This is a genomic window from Microbacterium zouquanmingi, from assembly GCF_052266675.1.
Lineage (GTDB): Bacteria > Actinomycetota > Actinomycetes > Actinomycetales > Microbacteriaceae > Microbacterium.
Window position 1 is genome coordinate 279,941 of record NZ_JBQPRA010000004.1, and the last position, 22,602, is coordinate 302,542.

Consider the following 22,602-nt stretch of genomic DNA (forward strand, 5'->3'; position numbering starts at 1 on the left):
CAGATTACTCGCCGAGAGACGGTGGGTTTCGGCGACGTGCCGCGTCAGGGTGGCTCCTCGTGGTGAACACACAGCCTGTTTCGCTAGTCTGAAATGTCGAGCGGGAACCCGGACGCGGCGTTCGGGTTACGTAAGGAGTCTTTTCGTGCGTTTCGTATGGGCCGTCGTGGCCTTCGTCTTGGCCACGCTTCTCATCGGAGCGGGCATCGCTCAGCGAACCGTGTTCATGGGCCCCACAGCACAGCAGGCGGAGCTGAACGTCGAACAGCCGTCACCGTTCGTGCTCGTCGATGGGGCAGTGTTGCGTGAGAATCCCGGACAGCAGACGCTGCTGATCCGCGGTGACGGTGACCTGTTCGCAGCCTACGGTCGGACGGCCGACCTCGAGGCCTGGCTCGCTGACGCCACCTACACCTCGATCACCCTCGACAAGGCGGGCGCCACCAAGAGTGCTCTCGTCGAGCCGGTCGCGGACGCGGAGAGCGATGCACCGGGCGAATCGGATGCGACGCCGACTCACGCACCGACCGGCGATGCAAGCACCGAGTCCCCTGCTGCTGGCGAGCCCGGCCGCAGCCCCGTCGGTTCCGATCTCTGGCTCGACTCATTCAGCGAGCAGGATCAGCTGATCACGGACATGCAGCTCCCAGAGGGGATGAGCGTGCTCATCGCCAAGGACGGCACTGAGGATGCTCCCACCGACATCGTCGTGTCGTGGCCACTTGACGCTTCCACGCCGTGGGTGGGCCCGCTCATCGCGGCTGGAGGTGCGGTCCTGCTGTTCGGGCTCGTCATGTACGTACTGGCGATTCGTCACCAGCGTCGTGGACGTGGTCCTCGGCGCAAGGGTCCCGGTCCTCTTCCTGCCACGGAGCCGATCAGCGTCATGCCCGCCGAGGACCGAGAGCGGATCGAAGCAGCCCCGACGGATGCTGCGCCAGAGCCGCCCGAGCCGTCAGACCCGTCTGCTGAGAAGGGCTCCGCGCCGGAGAAGAACGAACGTCGCGTGCTCACGCCGCGGCGAGCCCGTCTCGTCCTTCCGGCGCTCGGCGTCACCGCCCTGATGCTTGCTGGATGCTCGAGCGACTCGTGGCCGCAGATCAGTGAGGCCACGCCCAGTCCTTCACCGACCGAGACGGTCATCACGCCCGATAACCAGAAGCCCCCAGCCGTCACCGAGGCCCAGGCCTCCCGCATTCTTGAGGAGATCTCCACGACGCTGGAAGAAGCCGACGCGGCAGGAGACATCGAACTGGCCGGCACCCGGCTGGAGGGTCCAGCTCTCGCCGCGCGCGAGACCGAGTACAAGCTTCGCGCCGCGCTCCCGGATCGTGCTCTCCCAGCGAAGATCCCCACTGAGACGATCGAAGTGCTCCTGCCGCAGGCCACCGATTCGTGGCCACGCACTGTCCTTGCGCTGAGCAAGGACAAGAGCGACGACACCGTCCCCCCGGTTATTCTCACGATGACCCAGGCCGATCCGTGGGCACCGTACAAGGTGTCGAATATCGCTGAGATGCAGGCATCCACTGAGGTTCCGCAGCTTGCACCCGCATGGTTGGGCACCAGCCTGATCACAGAGAGCGCTGAGGCGTTCCTCACCCTGTCGCCGGATGAGCTCGCCGGTGCATTCGCCGACCTCGTCGACGCCGGAGACGCCAGCGAGTATCGTGCGGACTTCGATCCGGCCACCATCGAGTTGGCTGAGTCGATCGTGGCCAGCCGTGGTGCCGTGACGCAGGCCCTCATCGACAACGGCGCGGCCGAGACCTCTTCTGCGGCATTCGACATCGCTCCGAGCGCCGATCTGCCGGTCGCACTGGCAACGCTCGACAGCGGCGCGATCGTTGCCGTCTCTCTCGTGGACAGCGAGACCATTACGCCGACGTCCGCCGACGCTGTGATCAGATTCGGAGAGAACGCCGAAGCGAAGACGCTCACCGGGGTTGAGGAGTCCGCGAACGGCGTCGTCACGACATACGGTTTGCAACTCTTCTTCTCCGTACCCAGCCAGGGCTCGACGCAGCAGATTCGACTGCTCGCCGTGCACCAGGACATTCTCAATGTGGAAGTGATCAAGTGAGCGATATCTCTGCTGCAGCCCTTCGCGGCGCTGTCGACCTCTCGTCCCTGCGTAACCGCCCGGCTGAATCTGCTGGCGCGGAGCAGGCGCCGGCGGACGGTGCAGCTGCCGCGCATACCGGGTTCGTCGTCGATGTCACGGACGCGACTTTCGCGCAGATCCTTGAACTGTCGCGCACTGTGCCCGTGGTCGTCGATCTATGGGCCGAGTGGTGCGGCCCGTGCAAACAGCTGAGCCCGATTCTCGAGAAGGTCGTCACGGAGCTGGCAGGCCGGGTTGTGCTCGCAAAGGTCGATGTGGATGCCAATCCGCAGCTCGCCCAGAGCTTCCGCGCGCAGTCGATTCCGATGGTCGTCGCACTCCTCGGCGGCCAGCCGGTGCCCATGTTCACCGGCGCTGTGCCGGAGGAGCAGGTGCGTCAGGTGTTCGACCAGCTGCTGCAGGTGGCTGCGCAGAACGGCGTGACCGGCAGCGTCGGTGGCGAGCAGCAGCCTGAGGACCCTGCGGACGGAACCGAACAGCCGGAGGCGGCCCCGCTTCCGCCGCTGCACGCTGAGGCATTCGCAGCGATCGAGAACGGTGACTTCCGCGCTGCGATCACCGCGTACGAGAAGGCTCTGGCGGAGAACCCTCGCGATGAGGATGCTCGGGCGGGTCTCGGCCAGGTGCGACTACTCGACCGCGTTCAAGGGCTCGATCTGCAGGAGGCGCGCGCCGCGGCTGCGGCTGCACCACAGGACATCCAAGCGCAGTTCGCCGTCGCCGACCTCGACATCTCCGGTGGCCACGTCGACGATGCGTTCGGTCGTCTTCTCGACCTGTTCGCAGTTCTCCCCTCGGAAGAGCGTGCACCCGTTCGTGAGCGTCTTGTTGAGCTCTTCGGCTTGATCGGCCTGGACGACCCGCGGGTGGCTGTGGCGCGCAACAGGCTTTCCTCGCTGTTGTTCTGAGGCGCCTGGGTCAGAGTGTCGGCCGATATCGCAACCAGAGCGTTGCGAGCGGCGGCAGCGTGATCTTCGTCGTCGGTGTGGCGTGTGTGTCTGACGCATGTGCGGCGACGCGTCCGAGGTTGCCGATTCCCGATCCGCCGTACTCGAGCGCATCGGTGTTGAGGATCTCCTCCCACACTCCGACGAGGGGCACGTCCAACTCGTGATTGGCTTTCTCGACGCCGGCGAAGTTGCTGATCACGATCACCCGTCCGCCGTGCACATCACGGCGCTCGAACGCGATCACGTTGGGATCCCAGCGGGGTGCGCCGAGTCGCCTGAAGCGCGTGCTGTCGCCGTCACGTTCCCAGAGCGGCGCTGTGCCCCGGTACACGCGATTCAGCGCTCCGACGAAATCTTGCAGCTGGGCGTGGGCAGGCTGATCCAGCAGCCACCAGTCGAGTGGTCTGCCTTCTGACCATTCGGCGATCTGACCGAACTCCTGTCCCATGAACAGCAGCTTCTTGCCGGGGTGTCCCCACATATAAGCGAGGTAGGCGCGAACGTTCGCGAGCTTGTGTGCGTGGTCGCCCGGCATCTTCGAAACCAGCGAGCCCTTGCCGTGCACGACTTCGTCGTGGCTGATAGGAAGCAGATAGTTCTCCCCGAACGCGTAGACGAATGAGAAGGTCATTTCGCCCTCGTGGTGCGCCCGATGCAGGGGATCACGGGCGATGTACTGCAGGGAGTCGTTCATCCAGCCCATGTTCCATTTGAAACCGAAGCCGAGCCCGGCATGGTCGGTGCGTGCTGTGACACCGGGGAAGCTGGTGGACTCTTCGGCGATCATGACGATGCCGGGATGGGTGCGATATGCAGCCGCGTTGACTTCTTGAAGGAAGCGGATCGCTTCGAGGTTCTCGCGTCCACCGTGGACGTTGGGTTCCCACTCGCCGTCGCGCCGCGAATAGTCGAGGTAGAGCATCGATGCGACCGCGTCTACCCGCAGGCCGTCGATGTGGAACTCCTCGAACCAGTACAGTGCATTGGCGACCAGGAAACCGCGCACTTCGTTGCGGCCGTAGTCGAAGATGAGCGTGCCCCAGTCCTGGTGCTCGCCGCGTCGGGGATCGGGATGCTCGTAGACGGGACGTCCGTCGAAGCGGGCGAGCGCGAACTCGTCCTTCGGGAAGTGACCCGGCACCCAGTCCAAGATCACCCCGATGCCGGCCTGGTGCAGCTGATCGATCAGATACCGCAGGTCATCGGGGGATCCGAACCGAGCGGTGGGTGCGTAGTAGCCGCTGACCTGGTAGCCCCATGAGCCGCCGAAAGGATGCTCCGCAAGCGGCATGAACTCGACGTGCGTGAAGCCCGTCTCGATGACGTGTGCGATCAGCGGCTCGGCGACGTCGCGATAGCCGAGCCCGCCACGCCACGATCCGAGGTGCACTTCGTAGACGCTCATCGGCTGTGCGACCGCGTGGGTGGCCGCGCGACGAGTCATCCATGCGCCGTCCTTCCAGCTGTAGGCAGAGAAGGGGACGACGGATGCGGTCTCGGGCGGCACCTGCGAACGCTGCGCCATCGGATCGGCTTTGAGGATCCACGTTCCATCCGGAGTGAGGATCTGGTACTTGTACACCGTCCCGGGCGAGATGCCCGGGATGAACAGCTCCCAGACTCCGCTGGATCCCATCGAGCGCAGCGTGTGGCCCTCGCCGCTCCAGTCGTTGAACTCTCCGACGACTCGGACCGCCTGTGCATTGGGCGCCCATACGGCGAACGAGATGCCGATCTCGCCGTCGATGAGGTGGGCGTTTGCCCCCAGGACCTCCCAGAGCCGCTCATGGCGGCCCTCGGCGATCAGGTGGAGATCGAGCTCGCCGACTGTCGGCAGGTGGCGATACGGGTCGCCGGCGACCCGTTCCGGGCCACCGTCGTACGCCGTCGCAAGACGGTACGGTGCGGGCGAACCCGGATGGCTGCCTTCCCAGATGCCATCGGAGGTATGTGAGAGCGGCACGCGGGTGCCATCGTCGAGCACTGCGATGACGGAGTCTGCGAGCGGACGCCGCGCGCGGATGACGGTGCGGCCAGGACCGCCGTCGTCACCAGCGGGATGCGGGCCGAGCACATCGTGCGGCATGTGGTGGGCGCCCGCGGCGATGGCGCACCAGCCTGCCGATCCGGGGGCATGCACGGACTCGCTCATGTGCTGCTCTTCACGTGGAGGACGTGCACGGGATCTGTGAACGCATCAAGTCGCACGTAGTTGTGATCAGACCAGGTCCAGACCGCGCCGGTGATGAGGTCTTCCACTTCGTACCGGTCGCCGAGAGCGATGCCCCAGATCGTCGTGTCGAGGTGCACGATCGTCTCACGCACAGAGTGCGGATCGACGTTGGCGACGACGATGATCGTGTCGGAGACGCCGTCTGCGGTGAACGCGCCGTCGAGATGCTTCGAATACACCAGGATGCTGTCATCGTCGCTCCAGTGCACCGAGAGGTTGCGCAGCTGGCGCAGCGCGGGGTGACTGGCGCGAATGGCGTTCAGCCTGCGCAGGTACGGTGCGAGCGAGTCTCCGGTGCTCTCTGCCGCGGCGAAGTCCCTGAACTTGTACTCGTACTTCTCGTTGTCGATGTTCTCTTCAGAACCGGGACGGGCCACGTTCTCGAACAGCTCGTAGCCGGCGTACACCCCGTAGAGCGGAGCGGCGGTGGCAGCGATCGCTGCCCGAATCCTGTACGCGCCGCGACCACCGTACTGCAGATACTCGGTGAGGATGTCGGGGGTGTTCACGAAGAGGTTCGGTCGCAGATAGTCGGCGGTCACTGCGGCGAGCCCGGTGAGAAATTCTTCGAGCTCAGACTTCGTATTGCGCCAGGTGTAGTAGGTGTAGCTCTGCTGGAAGCCGGCCGCCGCGAGAGCGCGCAGCGGTGCGGGGCGGGTGAACGCTTCAGCGAGGAACACCGCTCCGGGTTCGCCGGCTGTGACTTCGGCGATCAGCCACTCCCAGAACTGCAGCGGCTTGGTATGAGGGTTGTCCACGCGGAAGGTCTTCACGCCCTGCGCGATCCAGTGCCTGACGATGCGCAGCACTTCGGCGCAGAGGCCTGTCGGGTCGTCATCGAAGTTCAGCGGATAGATGTCCTGGTACTTCTTCGGTGGGTTCTCGGCGTAGGCGATCGTGCCATCGGGGAGTGCGGTGAACCATTCCGGGTGCGATGCCACCCACGGATGATCGGGGGAGGCCTGCAACGCGAGATCGAGCGCTACTTCGATTCCCGCCTTCTGCGCTTCGCGCACGAAGAAGCGGAAGTCGGCCGGAGTCCCGAGGTCGGGGTGAACGGCATCGTGCCCGCCAGAGGCTGCGCCGATCGCCCAGGGCGATCCGGGATCAGCAGGACCAGCATCCAGGGTGTTGTTGGGCCCCTTGCGATGCGCGTGACCGATCGGATGGATCGGCGGCAGATACAGCACATCGAAGCCGAGGTCCGCGACCCTCGCGAGGCTTTTCACCGCGGATCGGAAGGTTCCGCTCTTGACGGTGCCATCTTTGAGCTTCCTGGCGCCCTCGGAACGAGGGAAGAACTCGTACCACGCACCCACGCCCGCACGGGTGCGCTCGACGACGAGCGTCTGCTCAGCGCTCACCGAGGAGAGCGAGAACAACGGCTGCTCGGCGAAGACGGTCGCAAGGGCAGGATCGCCGGCTGCGGTGAGGGCGGCACCCGCATCGCCTCCAGCGAGGACCGCGGCCAGCTTCTTCAGCTGCGCGCGTTCATTTACCGGCCTTGTGGTCTCAGCCGCCGCTCTGGCCAGGAGCTCGCCGCCGATGGCGCCCATCACCTCGACATCGACGCCGGCTGCGATCTTCACGGAGGCAGCGTGCGCCCAGGTGGCGAAATCATCGCCGAACGCCTCGAAGCAGTACCGCCATGTGCCTTGAGCATCGAGGGCGATATCGGCCTGCCAGCGATCGGTGCCATCGGCGAGTGCAGTCATCCGATGCAGAGACTCGACACCCATCGGACTCGTGAGTCGAACGTGCACGCCGATGCGGTCGTGGCCTTCTCGGAAAGCCACGACGCCGAACGGCACGACCTCGCCGGCGAACGCTTTGGCAGCGAATCCGCCAGGGACAGCAGGTGTCGGATCGGAAAGCGGGATGCGCCCGGTCCGCGTGAGAGCAGACGAGTGCGTGGCCCGCGGACGCAGTGGAATCTGTGCGGGACTTCGAAGCTCCGCCGAACGATCTGCTGAACGTGTGACCACACCCTGAATGTACCGCGCCGGGCACCCGGGGAGAACCCGGCTGGCCGCGAAGAATCAGCTCTACTCGACGCGGAAGAGGCGCATTGATGTGCCGGGCGTCGGCACGACCTGTCCCGGAGCGAATTCTTCCGCTGTGGATGCCGGCCGCTCGTCTGCGCTCGACCACAGGGAAGTGAATTTCGCCGCACCGGCCAGCGTGGTCGGCAGGATCACATCGATCGGCTCTTCGGTGCCGTGCACGATCAGAAGAGTGCGATTGGTCTTCTCATGCACGGGCGTTGATTCCGCGACGTACTGGAGCGTGCGGTTGCCCGGATCGGTCCACTGCGCTTCTTCCATGCTCTCGCCATTCTGGTTGAACCAGTCCATGTTCGAGGCGTTCGGCGTATGAACATCGCGCCGCGCGTAACGGCTGGGACGAAGCGCTGCGTTCTCCCTGCGAAGCCGGGTGAGCGTGGAGACGTGGGTGCGCAGATCCTCTTGCCATGGTTCGAAGTCCCAGCTGAGCCAGGTGAGATCTGAATCATGCGCGTACGCATTGTTGTTGCCGTTCTGGGTGCGACCCGTCTCATCTCCGGCGGTGAGCATCGGGATGCCCGCTGAGAGCAGCAGCGTCCCCAGCAGGTTGCGCATCGCCTTGCGGCGAGCGCTGAGAATCGTCGGGTCGTCGCTAGGGCCCTCGACACCGTGGTTGAAGCCGCGGTTCATGTTCGCACCGTCGCGGTTGTTCTCACCGTTGGCCTCGTTGTGTTTGACGGCGTAGGTCACCAGATCGTTGAGGGTGAATCCATCATGCGCGGTGACGAAGTTGATTCCGGCGAGTGGGCCGCGCTCTTTGCTGAAGGTGTTCGATGAGCCGGCCAGACGCGTGGCAAACCCGCCGATGCCGACGGGCGCAGAAGCGCGCCGGGCGTAGTCGATGTCGCTCAGCCAGAAGTTGCGCACACGGTCGCGGTAGCGATCGTTCCATTCGTGCCACCCATCGGGGAAATTCCCGGTCTGCCACCCGCCGAGCCCGACATCCCACGGCTCCGCGATGATCTTGACGTCGGCCAGCACGGGATCTGCGCTGATGGCTTTCAGTAGCGGATGCTCTGGCGAATACTCATGCGCAGCATCCCGACCGAGCGATGTGGCGAGGTCGAACCGGAAACCATCGACCTGCATCTCATCCGCCCAATAGCGCAGTGAATCCAGGACCAGCCTGGCCCCGGCATCCGTCGCGGTGTTCAGAGTGTTTCCACACCCGGTGGTGTCGATATAGACACCATCAACCTGCTGACGGTAATACGTGGCGTTGTCGATGCCGCGCAGGCTCGTGCGCGGACCTCCGATCCCCTCCTCCGATGTGTGGTTGTAGACCACGTCGAGGATGACCTCCAGGCCCGCTTCATGCAGAAGCCGCACCATGCCCTTGAACTCGGTGATGACGGCATCAGGACCCTGCTTGCGTGCCTCTTCGGTCGCATAGGCCGCGTGCGGGGTGAAGAAGTTCAGGGTGTTGTAGCCCCAGTAGTTCGATAGTCCGCGATCGAGCAGCCGAGGCTCTGAAGCGAAGCTGTGCACGGGGAGCAGCTCGACGGCGGTGACCCCGAGAGAGTGGAGATGATCGATCATCGCCGGATGAGCGAGCCCGGCGTAGGTGCCGTGCAGGGCCGGTGGGATCTCGGGGTGACGCTTGGTCGTGCCTTTCAGGTGCGCTTCGTAGATGACGGTGTTGTCGAGGGGAATCTGCGGTTTGCCCACACCGCCCCAATCGAAACCGTCAGAGATGACGACCGAGCGCCAGTCTCCGTACCCGTCGCCCTGGGCGAGCCCGCGTGCGTAGGGGTCGAGCAGCAGCGTCGCAGGATTGAATGTGTTGCCAGGACCGTGCGGACCGTCAACTCTCAGTGCGTAGCGCGTGCCGGGGGAGAGGAGATCGGTCGTCGCTTCCCACACACCGCCCGAGCACTGTTCCAACGGCACCGTGTCGGTGACCCAGTCGAGATCGACCTCATCGAACACGACGAGTTCGATCGATGCGGCGTGGTGCGACCAGACGCGCAGAGTCGCGACGCCATCGTGCAACTGCACGCCGAGGTTGTCGAGGGCCGTGCCGCCTGGCGAGGTGAAGTCGGACATGCCTTACAGAGTATGCGGCAGAAGGTCGTGCGCCGACCAGGCGAAAATGCGGGAGAGTTAAGGGATGCGGTTCTATCTCGACCACGCGGCGACGACTCCGTTGCGCCCGCAGGCGCGCGAGGCGTGGCTTTCCGCCTCCGAAATCGTCGGCAACGCCTCCTCGACGCACGGGGCGGGTCAAGATGCCAGGCGACTGCTCGAAGAGTCACGAGAGGGCATCGCCGCAATCCTGGGCTGCGACCCGATCGAAATCGTGCTGACCTCTGGCGGAACAGAATCGATCAACACCGCGCTGCGCGGGATGTGGGCGTCACGGCCGGCATCGGCGGATGCCATCGTGCTGCCGGACGGCGAGCATCACGCCACGATGGACACCGTCGCAGCCCTCGCAGCAGAAGGCGCGCACGTGCGCGCGGTTTCACTCACGGACACCGGACGAATCGATCCGGATGCCTTCCGCGAGAGCCTTCCCGGTGCGGCCCTCGCAACCGCACTGGTCGCGAACAATGAGGTCGGAACGATCAACGATGCAGTGGCACTCTCGCGAGAGGCCGCAGCCGCGATGGTTCCGCTGCACCTGGATGCGGTCGCAGCCCTCGGTCACATCCCGCTGTCGTTCCGTGAATTGAGGGCGGATGCTGCGCCAGGAGCAGGGTTGGTGGCGATGAGCATCGCCGGGCACAAGATCGGTGCCCCGGTCGGCATCGGAGCGCTCGTCGTCGCCCGTACAGCGAAGATCTCCGCACTGCTGCACGGCGGGGCGCAGCAGCGTGGTCTGCGTGCAGGCACCCAGGATGTTCCGGGGGCAGCGTCCTTCGCCGCGGCTCTGGCTGCGGCAGAGGCGGAGCGCGAGTCGGAGCACAGCAGGCTGAGCATGTTGCGTGACCGGTTGGTCGACGGCATCCGCTCGGCTGTTCCGGCAGCTCGATTGCTCGGCGATCCCAGCGACCGCTTGCCGGGCAACGCGCACTTCCTCTTCCCCGGGGCCGTCGGGGAGAGCCTGCTCTTCCTGCTCGATGTGGCGGGACTTGCGGCATCCACCGGCTCTGCGTGCCAGGCCGGCGTCGCCGAGCCCTCGCACGTCGTGATCGCCATGGGCGGCAGCGAGCGCGACGCGCGAAGCGTGTTGCGCTTCACCCTCGGACGCACCTCCGCAGATGCCGATGTCGATGCGGTCCTCGCGGTGATCGGGGAAGCATATTCACGGGCATCCGGGGCCCGTACAGCCGGCGGATCGTAAACTGGACCCATGCGGATTCTTGCGGCGATGAGTGGCGGCGTCGATTCTGCGGTTGCGGCAGCCCGCGCCGTCGAAGCCGGACACGACGTCACCGGCGTGCACCTTGCGCTCTCCCGAGCGGGGGGAACGCTGCGCACCGGCAGTCGCGGCTGTTGCACGATCGAAGACGCCATGGACGCCAGGCGCGCGTCCGACATGCTCGGCATCCCGTTCTACGTGTGGGACTTCTCCGAGCGTTTCCGCGATGACGTGATCGACGACTTCATCTCCGAGTATCAGGCCGGACGTACGCCCAACCCGTGCATGCGCTGTAACGAGAAGATCAAGTTCGCCGCGCTCCTCGAGCGCGCGATCGAACTCGGCTTCGACGCAGTGTGCACCGGGCACTACGCGACGCTCGTAGACGGCGAGAACGGGCTCGAGCTGCACCGTGCCTCGGACAACGCGAAGGACCAGTCGTATGTCCTCGGCGTTCTCACCGCGGAGCAGCTGGCGCACACCTACTTCCCGCTGGGCGAGACGCCCTCGAAGGCGCTGGTTCGCGCTGAAGCCGCTGAGCGGGGTCTGAGCGTCGCGCAGAAGCCGGACAGCCATGACATCTGCTTCATCCCCGACGGCGACACCCGGGGCTGGCTGGCCGAGAAGGTCGGCGCAGAGCAGGGCGAGATCCTCGACCGGAACGGTGATGTCGTCGGCTCGCACGACGGTGCCCACGCATTCACTGTGGGGCAGCGGCGCGGGCTGAAGCTCGGCGTCCCGGCATCGGATGGAAAGCCGCGATTCGTGCTCGAAGTGCGTCCCGTCTCGAACACCGTCGTCGTCGGCCCCAAGGAAGCCCTCGCGATCGGTGAGATCTCGGGGGAGCGGCACTCGTGGGCGGGCGCCGCACCCACCTCGAGTGAGTTCGACTGCGATGTGCAGATCCGTGCGCATTCAGAGCCCGTTCCCGCGCGTGCGACTGTGGCGGCGGACGGCGTCACCGTGGTTCCCGAAGTGCCGCTGGATGGTGTAGCTCCCGGTCAGACCGCTGTGCTGTACGTCGGCACGCGTGTGCTCGGCCAGTTCACGATCGACCGGACAGTCTCTGCGGTACCGGTCGACGCCTGAAAAGCCGAGTGATGTCGGCACCCGCTCGTAGACTGATCGAGTGCCGGAGAACATCTCACTGCAAGACGCTCGCATCGAGGCTGAAGAGCTGACGACGCGCATCCTCGAAGCGAAAGACGCGTACTACGGGCGCGACACCTCGCTGGTCGATGATGCGACATACGACGGCTGGATGCACCGGCTCGACGACCTCGAGCGTCTGCACCCCGAACTGCGCGGGCAGGACTCCCCGACGCAGATGGTGGGCGCAGCTCAGGCCACGGGCCTTGCGACGATCGAGCATGCCGAGCGGATGCTGAGTCTCGACAACGTCTTCTCCGTCGAAGAACTGCGTGAATGGGCGGCGAAGACTCGCGCGGCGGCTGGTCGCGATGTTGCGTGGCTCACCGAGCTGAAGATCGACGGGCTCGCCATCAACCTGCGGTACGAGAACGGCGTGCTCACCTCAGCGGCCACACGCGGCGACGGACGGGTCGGTGAGATCGTCACCGAGAACGCGCTGCGCCTCGCCGATATCCCGAAGCAGCTCAGCGGTGAGGGGCATCCCGAGGTCGTCGAAGTGCGCGGCGAGGTGTTCATCCCCGTTGCGGCGTTCGAACGGCTCAACGCGGCTCAGGCTGCGTTCCGGGAACGTGCATATTCCGATGCCTTGGGAAAGTGGGAGGCGCGTGGAGGTGCGAAGCGCCCGTTCGAAGAAGACAAGGCGCGAAGTGCCGCGGCGCGCCGATTCCCCGCTTTCGCGAACCCGCGAAATGCCGCCAGCGGCGGGCTGCGTCAGCAGATCGACAAGAAGGATGGCCTCGAACTCGAGGCCGGCCTCCTGCGAATCGAATCGCTGTCGCTGTACGTGCACGGCATCGGGGCGTGGGAGAACCCGCCGGTAGCCGCGCAGAGCGAAGTGTACGAACTTCTCGCCTCATGGGGGCTGCCGACCAGCCCGCATTCCAAGGTGTGTCATTCGATCGATGAGGTCACCGAGTTCGTGGCGTACTTCGGAGAGCACCGCCACGATATCGAGCACGAACTCGATGGCATCGTGGTGAAGGTCGATGAGCTCGCGCTGCACGACGAACTCGGAGTGACCAGCAGGGCTCCTCGGTGGGCGATCGCCTACAAGTACGCGCCGGAAGAGGTGCAGACGACGCTGCTCGATATCGTCGTCTCAGTGGGGCGCACTGGACGCGCCACGCCGTTCGCGGTGATGGCTCCCGCGCACGTGGCAGGGTCAGTTGTCCGTCAGGCGACTCTGCACAACAAGGACGTCGTCAAAGCCAAGGGCGTCCTCATCGGCGACACAGTCGTGCTCCGCAAGGCGGGCGATGTCATCCCCGAGGTGCTGGGGCCGGTCGTCGAGCGTCGCGACGGCTCCGAGCGCGAGTTCGTGATGCCCGAGAACTGCCCGGAGTGCGCAACACCGCTGCGAGCCATGAAAGAGGGCGATATCGACCTCCGGTGCCCCAACGCCAGGTCCTGCCCCGCCCAGGTGCGCGGACGCGTAGAGCACATCGGTTCGCGCGGTGCGCTCGACATCGAAGCCCTCGGTGAAGTCACGGCAGCAGCGCTCACCCAGCCGAGCATTCCATCGCAGCCGCCCCTCGACACCGAGGCCGGACTGTTCACGCTGAGTCTCGAGCAGATCGTGCCGATCGAAGTCGTCGTCCGTGATGCAGAGACCGGGCTTCCCAAAGAAGTCGACGACGGCTCCGTCAAGACTCGTGCGCCCTTCCGCCGCAACCCGACCGCGGCAGAGAGGAAGCGGGGAGTGAACTCTTCCCAACCCTCATCGCAGGCGACGAAGCTGCTCGCAGAGCTCGAGAAGGCGAAGACCAAGGAACTGTGGCGCCTGCTCGTGTCGCTGAATATCCGCCACGTCGGGCCTGTCGCTGCCCGCGCCCTGGCGCAGTGGTTCGGTTCCTTGGACGCGATTCGCGCTGCCTCAAGAGATGAGCTGGCAGCGGTCGACGGCGTCGGCGGAATCATCGCCGACTCGCTGCTGGCGTGGTTCGACATCGATTGGCATCTCGACATCGTCGAGCAGTGGGCCGCGGCGGGCGTGCAGTGGGCAACGCCTGGACACCCCGGGCCCGGCGCAGCTGTCGCTGAGGACGGCGTGCTCGATGGCCTCACGGTCGTCGCGACCGGTTCTCTCGATGGCTACACCCGAGACGGGGCGCAAGAGGCGATCATCAGGGCCGGCGGCAAGGCGGCATCCAGCGTCTCGAAGAAGACGGACTTCGTCGCGGCGGGTCCTGGTGCTGGTTCGAAACTCGCCAAGGCAGAGGAGCTCGGCATCCGCATTCTGGATGCTGCCCAGTTCCACACTCTTGTGACCGAGGGCCCTGACGCGCTGGGTTGACTCCCGCCAGAATTGCTCTGCGCGACGAAAATCGCCCTGCCACGCGGATTCTCAGCGGGCAGGGCGATTCTCACTGTGTGAAGCGGCTCAGTCCTTGTGGCGCGGCTTGCGGAACGGCTTGTCGTCGCGGGCGGGGCGGTCCCCGTAGGAGGGGCGGTCGCGGCGCTCGTAACCACCGCGGGATCCGCCGTCGCTGGCGCCGCGGCGCCCGGGAGCACCGCGGTCGGCCTTGATCTCGATCAGACGGCCCGAGATGCGCGTGTCCTTGAGCTTGTCGAGGACTGCAGGGTTCATATTCGAGGGCAGTTCGACGATGGTGAAGTCCGGCTTGATGTTGATCGCACCGAAGTCATCGCGGCCGAGTCCGCCCTCGTTGGCCAGCGCACCGACGATCTGTCGCGGCTCCACACGGTGTCGGCGGCCGATCTCGATCCGGTACGCAGCGTAGTCACCGCGCCCACGACGTTCACGCGGCTCGCGGGCCGGGCGGTCGCCGCGGTCGCGATCGTTGCGCGGACGGTTGTCGCGAGCGACAGCCGCGGTGAGCGGGTCGTTCTCAGGGTCGAGCAGCAGCGGCGTTGCACCCTGTGCCACGACAGCGAGGGCCGCGGCGACGTCAGCCTCGGGAACATCGTGGTTGCGCACGTAGTGCGCGACGATGTCGCGGAAGGCCTCGATGCGTGCGGTCTCGGCGAGAGCCGCGGTGATGCCGTCGTCGAAGCGCGCGAGACGTGTGGTGTTGACGTCATCGGTGCTGGGCAGCGTCATCTGGGTCGGCGCCTGGCGGGTCGCCTTCTCGATGCTCTTGAGCAGGTATCGCTCGCGCGGAGTGATGAAGCTGATTGCGTCGCCGGTGCGGCCGGCACGGCCCGTGCGACCGATACGGTGCACGTAGGACTCGGTGTCGGTGGGGATGTCGTAGTTGACGACATGGCTGATGCGCTCGACGTCAAGCCCGCGAGCAGCGACATCGGTGGCGACGAGGATGTCGAGCTTGCCGTCCTTGAGCTGGTTGACGCTGCGCTCACGCTGAACCTGTGCCACGTCGCCGTTGATCGCCGCTGCGGAGTAACCGCGTGCGCGCAGCTTCTCGGCGAGAGTCTCGGTCTCGTTCTTCGTGCGGACGAAGACGATCATGCCGTCGAAATTCTCGACCTCGAGGATGCGGGTGAGGGCGTCGACCTTCTGCTGGTACGAGACGACGAGGTAGCGCTGCGTGATGTTCGTGGCGGTCGCCGTCTTGGACTTGACCGTGATCTCTTCTGCATCGCGGAGGTACTTCTGCGCGAGCCGTCGGATCTGCGCGGGCATGGTCGCAGAGAACAGTGCGACCTGCTTCTCTTCGGGGGTCTGCGCGAGAATCTGCTCGACGTCTTCAGCGAAGCCCATCTTCAGCATCTCGTCGGCCTCATCGAGCACGAGGTACTTCAGCTCGGAGAGATCGAGGGTTCCCTTCGCGAGGTGATCCATGATGCGACCGGGCGTGCCGACGACGACATGCACTCCGCGGCGGAGGGCCGACAGCTGGACGCCGTATCCCTGGCCGCCGTACACGGGGAGGACGTGCACGCCTTTCATCTTCGCGGAGTAGGACTCGAACGCTTCGCACACCTGAAGGGCGAGCTCACGGGTCGGCGCGAGCACGAGTGCCTGCGGAGTCTTCTGCGCGACGTCGAGGCGTTCGAGCACTGGCAGTGCGAACGCGGCGGTCTTTCCCGTTCCGGTCTGTGCCATGCCGACGACATCCCGTCCGCCGAGAAGCGTCGGGATCGTGGCCGCTTGGATCGGCGAGGGTGTCTCGTAGCCGAGGTCGCGGATGGCTTTCAGGACCGGCCCGGTGATGCCGAGCTCCTCGAATCCGGGAAGGGTGGGGGATTCGTCAGTGGGCTCGTTCAGAGATGCGTCTTCAGGGGTCACCGACTAAGGGTAGCGCCCCGGGTGGCACGTTCCCTGTGAAGACGCAATCTCAGGCGGAGCCGGTGAGCGCGAGGATCTTGTCTTTGACCTGTCGGCGCAGAACTTTTCCGATGAGTGACTTCGGGAGCTCGTCGACGACGAACAGCCGACGCGGCACCTTGTATGGGGTGAGGATGCTGCGCGCGTACTCGCGGATGGCCTCCTCATCAAGTTCAGCACCAGCATCCAGAACGATGGCGGCGACGACCTCTTCTCCGGAATGATCGCTCGGCAGACCGACGACGGCGACGTCGTCGACGGACGGATGCTGACGCAGCGCGTTCTCGACCTCTGTGGGGGAGACGTTGAACCCGCCGGTGATGATGAGTTCTTTGATCCGGTCGATGATCCGCACGAAACCGGCGTCGTCGATCGTGACGATATCGCCGGTGCGGTACCAGCCCTCGGCGAAGGACTGTTCGGTTGCCTCCGGATTGCCGTAGTAGCCGGAGAAGACCTGTGGACCACGCACGACGAGCTCTCCTGGCGCACCGGGCTCGACGTCCTGCGTGGGGTTGTCCGGGTCGACCACTCGGCATTCGGTTCCGGGCAACGGAAGGCCGATGGTCCCGGCGACACGGTTCTCGGCCACGGGGTTCGCCATGAGCACGGGGGAGCATTCGCTCAGCCCATACCCCTCGACGAGGTAGCCGCCGCTGGCCTCTTCGAAAGGCACGACCAGTTCGTGCGGCAGCGCCATCGCGCCCGAAATAGCCACTTCGGTGCCTGCCAGAGAGATGCCCTTGGCCTTCGCTGACTTCAGCAGGCGGTCGGCGATCGGGGGCACGAGCGGGAGGAACGTCGGCGGATGCTTCTTCACGACGTCGAGCACGAGGTCGGGGTCGAACTTCGGGAACAGCACCAGACGCGCGCCCATCGACATCGCGAACGTGAGGCAGAGAGTGAGCCCGTAGGCGTGGAACATCGGCAGGACGGCGTAGACGACGCATCCATAGCCGCGCTTTATCGATGGCACCCAGGCGCGCGCCTGCGCTGCGTTGGCCAGCAGGTTGCGGTGGGTGAGGGATGCCCCCTTCGGGGTGCCGGTGGTGCCCGAGGTGTACTGAATGATCGCGAGGTCATCGGTGGCGGGCCGCGGATACGATGACGGCAGCGGCTCGGACCCGACGATCTGCTCCCACAGCGTCGTGCCGCGGACCTTCTCGGTCAGGGCAGCGCGCGATTCGCGAGCCTTGGCAACGGGAAGCCGGAGGGCTGCACGAGTGCGGAGGGGCATTGCGGCGGTGATGTCGACGGAGATGAGCGATGGCACCGCCAGATCTTCCGGGAACTCCTGCACGGTTGCGACGACCTTGTTCCACACGATCGCATGCTTCGCCCCGTGATCTTCGAACTGTTTGCGCAACTCACGCGGCGTGTAGAGCGGGTTGTGCTCGATGACGACAGCACCGAGGCGGAGCACCGCGTAGAAGGCGATGATGTGCTGCGGGCAGTTCGGCAGCACGATCGCCACCGGGTCGCCGGACCGGATGCCGCGGGCGTAGAGCCCTGCCGCCGCGCGATCGATCGCCGACTGCAGCTGCGAGTAGGACGTTTCGCGACCGAAGAACTCCAGAGCCGGAGCATCCGGGTAATCGCGTGCCGAGGCTTCGACGATGTCGACGAGCGATCCCGTCACCGGAGGAAGATCTTCGGGAACTCCCTCTGCATAGCTGGCGATCCACGGACGAGGGGGGTGATGCGTCGTCATGCTCTTCACCCTATTCGCAATGCAGGCAGGAGGTCTGTGCGACGCCAACTAGACTGAGACGGTGTCTGAAATCACCCCTGAACTTGTACGCCATCTCGGCGTGCTCGCGCGCATCCAGCTGAACGACGACGAGGTGACGCGGCTCACGGGCCAGCTCGACGCCATCGTCGACAACATCGCGAAGGTCTCCGAGGTGGCGACCGCTGACGTCGCTGCCACGAGTCACCCCATCCCGCTCGCGAATGTCTTCCGACCCGACGAGGTCGGCGAGACGCTCACTCATGAGCAGGTGCTGCAGAACGCACCGGATGCCGCGGACGGCCGGTTCCGCGTGACCGCCATCTTGGGAGAAGAACAGTGAGCGACATCATCCGCTGGACCGCCGCGGAGCTCGCCGACAAGCTTTCCGCGGGTGAAGTCTCCAGTCGCGAAGCGACGCAGGCGCATCTCGATCGGATCGCCGCCGTCGACGGTGACGTGCACGCATTCCTGCATGTGAACGAGGGGGCTCTCGCCGCAGCCGACGCTGTCGACAGCGCCCGTGCCGCGGGGGAGCAGCTGCACGCGCTCGCCGGCGTTCCGCTCGCGATCAAGGACGTCCTGGTCACGAAGGACCAGCCGACCACCAGCGGATCCAAGATCCTCGAGGGATACATGTCGCCGTACGACGCGACCGTCGTCGCTCGTGCGCGCGCTGCCGGCCTCGTGCCGCTCGGCAAGACGAACATGGACGAGTTCGCGATGGGCTCCTCGACCGAGTTCTCGGCGTACGGACCGACGCGCAACCCCTGGGACCTCGACCGCATCCCCGGCGGCTCCGGAGGCGGTTCGGCTGCGGCCGTTGCGGCGTTCGAAGCTCCGCTCGCCCTGGGCTCTGACACCGGAGGGTCGATCCGCCAGCCTGCCCACGTCACCGGAACCGTCGGCATGAAGCCCACTTATGGCGGCGTGAGCCGCTACGGCGCGATCGCTCTGGCATCGAGCCTCGATCAGGTCGGACCTGTGACTCGCACGGTGCTCGATTCAGGCCTCCTGCACGATGTCATCGGTGGGCACGACCCGCAGGATTCGACGTCTCTCGCTGACCAATGGCCGTCGTTCGCCGATGCAGCCCGCGAGGGTGCGCGTGGTGACGTGCTCAAGGGACTCAAGGTCGGTGTCGTCAAGGAGTTCCCGGACTCCGGCTTCCAGCCAGGGGTCGCGGCGTCCTTCCGCGCATCGCTCGACTTGCTCGAGGCGAACGGCGCCGAGATCGTCGAGATCTCCACGCCGCATTTCGAGTACGGCGTCGCCGCGTATTACCTGATCCTCCCCGCTGAGGCATCCAGCAACCTGGCGAAGTTCGACTCCGTGCGCTTCGGTCTTCGCGTCACGCCGGAAGGCGGCGCAACCGTCGAAGACGTCATGTCTGCGACGCGTGAGGCCGGCTTCGGCGACGAGGTCAAGCGCCGCATCATCCTCGGCACCTACGCGCTCTCGGCGGGCTACTACGACGCCTACTACGGCAGTGCGCAGAAGGTGCGAACGCTCATTCAGCAGGACTTCGACAAGGCGTTCGCCGAGGTCGATGTCATCGCGACGCCGTCGGCCCCGACGACGGCGTTCAAGATCGGCGAGAAGATTGACGATCCGCTGCAGATGTACCTGAACGACCTCACGACGATCCCTGCGAACCTTGCGGGTGTCCCTGGTATCTCGATCCCGTCCGGGCTCGCGGACGACGACGGCCTGCCCGTCGGCATCCAGTTCCTCGCCCCCGCACGCGAGGACGCTCGTCTCTACCGTGTGGGCGCGGCGCTCGAGACCGCACTCGTCGACTCGTGGGGAGCCCCGCTGCTCACCCGCGCCCCCACCCTTCGACAAGCTCAGGGACCAGCAGGAGGGAACCGCTGATGGCCGCCGCAGCCAAGCTGATGGATTACGACAAGGCCCTCGAACTGTTCGAGCCGGTGCTCGGGTTCGAAGTGCATGTCGAGCTCAACACGAACACGAAGATGTTCTCGGCGGCGCCGAACCCCGCCAACGAGATGTACCACGCGGCAGAGCCGAACACACTCATCGCTCCGGTCGATCTAGGTCTTCCCGGCGCGATGCCGGTGGTGAACGAGACAGCGATCCGGTCATCGATCAGCCTCGGTCTCGCGCTGAACTGCTCGATCGCGGAATCGAGCCGCTTTGCGCGGAAGAACTACTTCTACCCCGACCTCGGCAAGAACTATCAGATCTCGCAGTACGACGAGCCGATCGCGTACGAGGGCTCAGTGGTCGTCGAGCTCGAGGACGGCACACTCGTGACCGTGCCGATCGAGCGCGCGCACATGGAAGAAGACGCCGGCAAGCTCACCCACATGGGCGGCGCCACCGGACGCATCCAGGGCGCGGAGTACTCGCTGGTCGACTACAACCGTGCGGGCGTTCCGCTCGTCGAGATCGTCACCGACATCATCTTCGGCGCGGAGCACCGCGCCCCGGAGGTCGCGAAGGCGTACGTCTCCACGATCCGCGACATCGTGCGCAGCCTGGGTATCTCCGAAGCTCGCCTTGAGCGCGGCAACCTGCGCTGCGACGCGAACGTGTCACTGCGACCGCGCGTCGCCGAGGGCGAAGAGCCTGCGCCGCTCGGCACCCGCACCGAGACGAAGAACGTCAACTCGATGCGCTCTGTCGAGCGCGCGGTCCGCCATGAGATCCAGCGCCAGGCGCAGATTCTCGCTGATGGTGGCACCATCACACAGGAGACGCGTCACTGGCACGAGGACACCGGCACGACCTCACCCGGTCGACCGAAGTCGGATGCTGACGATTACCGCTATTTCCCTGAGCCCGACCTGCTGCCGGTGCAGCCGACCAGCGCGCTGATCGAGGAGCTGCGGTCGCAGCTGCCGGAGCAGCCTGTCGCGCGCCGTCGCCGCCTGAAGACGGAGTGGAACTTCACGGACCTGGAGTTCCAGGACGTCCGCAACGGCAACCTGATCGACGAGGTCGAGGCGACGATCGCCGCTGGGGCCACTCCGGCTGCCGCGCGCAAGTGGTGGACGGGTGAGATCTCTCGCCTCGCGAATGCGCAGGACAAGGACGTCGCAGGCCTCATCACGCCCGAGAATGTCGCTGCGCTGCAGAAGCTCGTCGATGACGGCACGCTGACTGACAAGCTCGCACGTCAGGTGCTCGAGGGCGTCATCGCCGGAGAGGGCACGCCCCAGCAGGTCGTGGATACTCGCGGTCTTGCTGTCGTCTCTGACGACGGTGCGCTGATCGCCGCTATCGATGAGGCTCTCGCGGCTCAGCCTGATGTGATGGCCAAGATCAAGGACGGCAAGGTTCAGGCAGCCGGCGCCATCATCGGTGCGGTCATGAAGGCGATGAAGGGGCAGGCGGATGCCGCTCGCGTGCGTGAGCTGATTCTGGAGCGCGCCGCTCAGTAGTCGTCGGGCCCCGACACTTCGGGGGCCGCGCGCACGGATGTCGGACCGATTCGCGTGATTGATCCGACATCCGTCGCTTGCGCCCCCAGACCGGGGGACGGATGTCGGTGGTTTCAGCGAGAATGGAACCATGGGGCGCGGTGACGGACGAGGCAGGCTCGTCTCTGCTGACGGAGCAGACGACACCGGCACCCGCATACTTCATGTCGACATGGACGCCTTCTACGCGGCCGTCGAGGTGATGGATGATCCCTCGCTGCGCGGGCTGCCGCTAATCATCGGCAGCCCGGACGGGCGTTCGGTCGTCTCCAGCGCCTCCTACGAGGCGCGCAGGTACGGCGTGCGCGCCGCGATGCCGGTGAGTCAGGCGATGAGGTTGTGTCCCACGGCGAAGATCGTGATGCCGCACTTCGACCGCTATCAGGCCGTGTCACGTCAGGTGATGGCTGTCTTCGAATCGATCACGCCGCTGGTGGAGCCGCTGTCGGTCGACGAGGCCTTCCTCGATGTACAGGGTGTGAGGCGACTGTGGGGGAGTCCGGGGCAGATCGCGCGCCTGGTCAGGGTGCGGGTGCAGGCCGAGGTCGGCATCAGCTGCAGCGTCGGTGTCGCCGCGACCAAGCACGTCGCGAAGATGGCATCGACGATCTCAAAGCCCGACGGGATGCTGATCGTGGCCGCCGCGGACACGCTCGACTTCCTGGCGCCGCGCTCGGTGCGGACGATGTGGGGTGTCGGGCCGAAGGCCTCGGATGCTTTGGAGGCACGTGGCATCCGCACGATCGGCGACATCCGCGACTCGCCGCAGGACATGCTCGACCGCGCTGTCGGACCTGCGTTGGGGGCGCGTATCGCGCAGCTCGCGCGCGGAGAGGACGCCAGGACCGTCGAAACCGATCGGGTCGAGAAGAGCGTCGGGCATGAAGAGACGTTCGACGTCGATGTGACCGACCGGGAGTTCCTCCGGGCGGAGCTTCTCCGACTGGCCGACCGGGTCGCCGTGCGACTGCGGAAGGCCTCATGGGAGTGCGCCACCGTGGCGATCAAGATCCGCTTCGACGACTTCGCCACGTTGAGCAGGTCTCAGACGCTCGCAGAGCCCACATCCGTCGGTCAGCGGATCGGCGAAGCGGCGCAGACGATGTACGAGTCGATCGACCGTCGCGATCCCGTCCGGCTGGTCGGGGTGCGCGCTGAGAAGCTGCGTCCGGCCGGTGGAGCGGCCTTCGCGCTGTGGGATGAAGACGAGCACTGGCGCAAGGTCGAAGGCGCCCTTGACAGTGCGCGGGCTCGATTCGGCAGTGCGACCATCACTCGCGCCCGACATGTCGGCCGTGGGGAGGGTCGCGGAACGGCGCGACACCCGAAGGACCACGGAGTCGACTGAATG

14 protein-coding genes are annotated in these 22,602 nt (G+C 65.7%); 9 read left to right on the forward strand and 5 right to left on the reverse strand.

Features of this window, described 5'->3' with window-relative positions:
• Positions 1-145 precede the first annotated feature (145 nt).
• Together ACTU6V_RS11945 and ACTU6V_RS11950 are read left to right on the forward strand one after the other, a co-directional pair.
• Entirely contained in the window at positions 146-2,083 is a 1,938-nt protein-coding gene (locus ACTU6V_RS11945) for a DUF8094 domain-containing protein (RefSeq protein ID WP_443475670.1), read from the forward strand.
• The gene (locus tag ACTU6V_RS11950) at positions 2,080-3,033 is read left to right on the forward strand and encodes a tetratricopeptide repeat protein (protein ID WP_443469263.1); all 954 of its coding nucleotides are present in this window, start codon (positions 2,080-2,082) and stop codon (positions 3,031-3,033) included. The genes ACTU6V_RS11945 and ACTU6V_RS11950 overlap by 4 nt, the downstream gene beginning before the upstream one ends.
• 10 nt (positions 3,034-3,043) lie before the next feature.
• Here the strand turns inward: ACTU6V_RS11950 and glgB are convergent, their stop codons facing one another.
• Genes glgB through glgX form a run of 3 tightly spaced genes read right to left on the reverse strand, consistent with a single transcriptional unit; the run spans position 3,044 to position 9,417 of the window.
• Positions 3,044-5,227 (reverse strand): 1,4-alpha-glucan branching protein GlgB, encoded by a 2,184-nt coding sequence (gene glgB / locus ACTU6V_RS11955; RefSeq protein WP_443475671.1) that lies wholly within the window; start codon positions 5,225-5,227, stop codon positions 3,044-3,046.
• Complete coding sequence (locus ACTU6V_RS11960; RefSeq protein WP_443475672.1) at positions 5,224-7,293, reverse strand: maltotransferase domain-containing protein; 2,070 nt, start codon at positions 7,291-7,293, stop codon at positions 5,224-5,226. Before ACTU6V_RS11960 ends, glgB begins: the two co-directional genes overlap by 4 nt.
• Before the next feature lie 60 nt (positions 7,294-7,353).
• Entirely contained in the window at positions 7,354-9,417 is a 2,064-nt protein-coding gene (glgX, locus tag ACTU6V_RS11965) for a glycogen debranching protein GlgX (protein ID WP_443469260.1), read from the reverse strand.
• Positions 9,418-9,481: 64 nt separating this feature from the next.
• On the opposite strand from glgX, the gene ACTU6V_RS11970 reads away from it, so the two are divergent.
• Genes ACTU6V_RS11970 through ligA form a run of 3 tightly spaced genes read left to right on the forward strand, consistent with a single transcriptional unit; the run spans position 9,482 to position 14,120 of the window.
• A complete protein-coding gene (locus ACTU6V_RS11970; protein ID WP_443475673.1) occupies positions 9,482-10,657 on the forward strand; it encodes a cysteine desulfurase family protein in 1,176 nt (391 codons plus the stop codon).
• Positions 10,658-10,666: 9 nt separating this feature from the next.
• On the forward strand, positions 10,667-11,764 hold the full coding sequence (gene mnmA, locus ACTU6V_RS11975) for a tRNA 2-thiouridine(34) synthase MnmA (RefSeq protein ID WP_443469258.1): 1,098 nt from the start codon (positions 10,667-10,669) through the stop codon (positions 11,762-11,764).
• A gap of 40 nt (positions 11,765-11,804) precedes the next feature.
• The gene (gene ligA, locus ACTU6V_RS11980; protein WP_443469257.1) at positions 11,805-14,120 is read left to right on the forward strand and encodes an NAD-dependent DNA ligase LigA; all 2,316 of its coding nucleotides are present in this window, start codon (positions 11,805-11,807) and stop codon (positions 14,118-14,120) included.
• 87 nt (positions 14,121-14,207) lie between these two features.
• Here ligA and ACTU6V_RS11985 read toward each other — a convergent pair whose 3' ends face one another.
• Both ACTU6V_RS11985 and ACTU6V_RS11990 read right to left on the reverse strand, forming a co-directional pair.
• A complete protein-coding gene (locus ACTU6V_RS11985) occupies positions 14,208-16,037 on the reverse strand; it encodes a DEAD/DEAH box helicase (protein WP_443469256.1) in 1,830 nt (609 codons plus the stop codon).
• A gap of 49 nt (positions 16,038-16,086) precedes the next feature.
• Positions 16,087-17,787 carry a long-chain-fatty-acid--CoA ligase gene (locus ACTU6V_RS11990; RefSeq protein WP_443469255.1) on the reverse strand — a complete coding sequence of 567 codons (1,701 nt, stop codon included), beginning with the start codon at positions 17,785-17,787 and terminating at the stop codon, positions 16,087-16,089.
• Positions 17,788-17,848: 61 nt separating this feature from the next.
• Here ACTU6V_RS11990 and gatC point away from each other — a divergent pair, with 61 nt between their 5' ends.
• The 4 genes from gatC (at position 17,849) to dinB (ending at position 22,599) form a co-directional block, all read left to right on the forward strand.
• Positions 17,849-18,148: an Asp-tRNA(Asn)/Glu-tRNA(Gln) amidotransferase subunit GatC gene (gene gatC / locus ACTU6V_RS11995; RefSeq protein ID WP_443469254.1), complete on the forward strand. Its 300-nt coding sequence runs from the start codon at positions 17,849-17,851 to the stop codon at positions 18,146-18,148.
• Entirely contained in the window at positions 18,145-19,680 is a 1,536-nt protein-coding gene (gene gatA, locus ACTU6V_RS12000) for an Asp-tRNA(Asn)/Glu-tRNA(Gln) amidotransferase subunit GatA (protein WP_443475674.1), read from the forward strand. Before gatC ends, gatA begins: the two co-directional genes overlap by 4 nt.
• Positions 19,680-21,212, forward strand: a complete 1,533-nt coding sequence (gene gatB, locus ACTU6V_RS12005) for an Asp-tRNA(Asn)/Glu-tRNA(Gln) amidotransferase subunit GatB (protein ID WP_443469252.1) — start codon at positions 19,680-19,682, stop codon at positions 21,210-21,212. The genes gatA and gatB overlap by 1 nt, the downstream gene beginning before the upstream one ends.
• Before the next feature lie 130 nt (positions 21,213-21,342).
• On the forward strand, positions 21,343-22,599 hold the full coding sequence (dinB, locus tag ACTU6V_RS12010) for a DNA polymerase IV (protein ID WP_443475675.1): 1,257 nt from the start codon (positions 21,343-21,345) through the stop codon (positions 22,597-22,599).
• Positions 22,600-22,602: the final 3 nt, after the last annotated feature.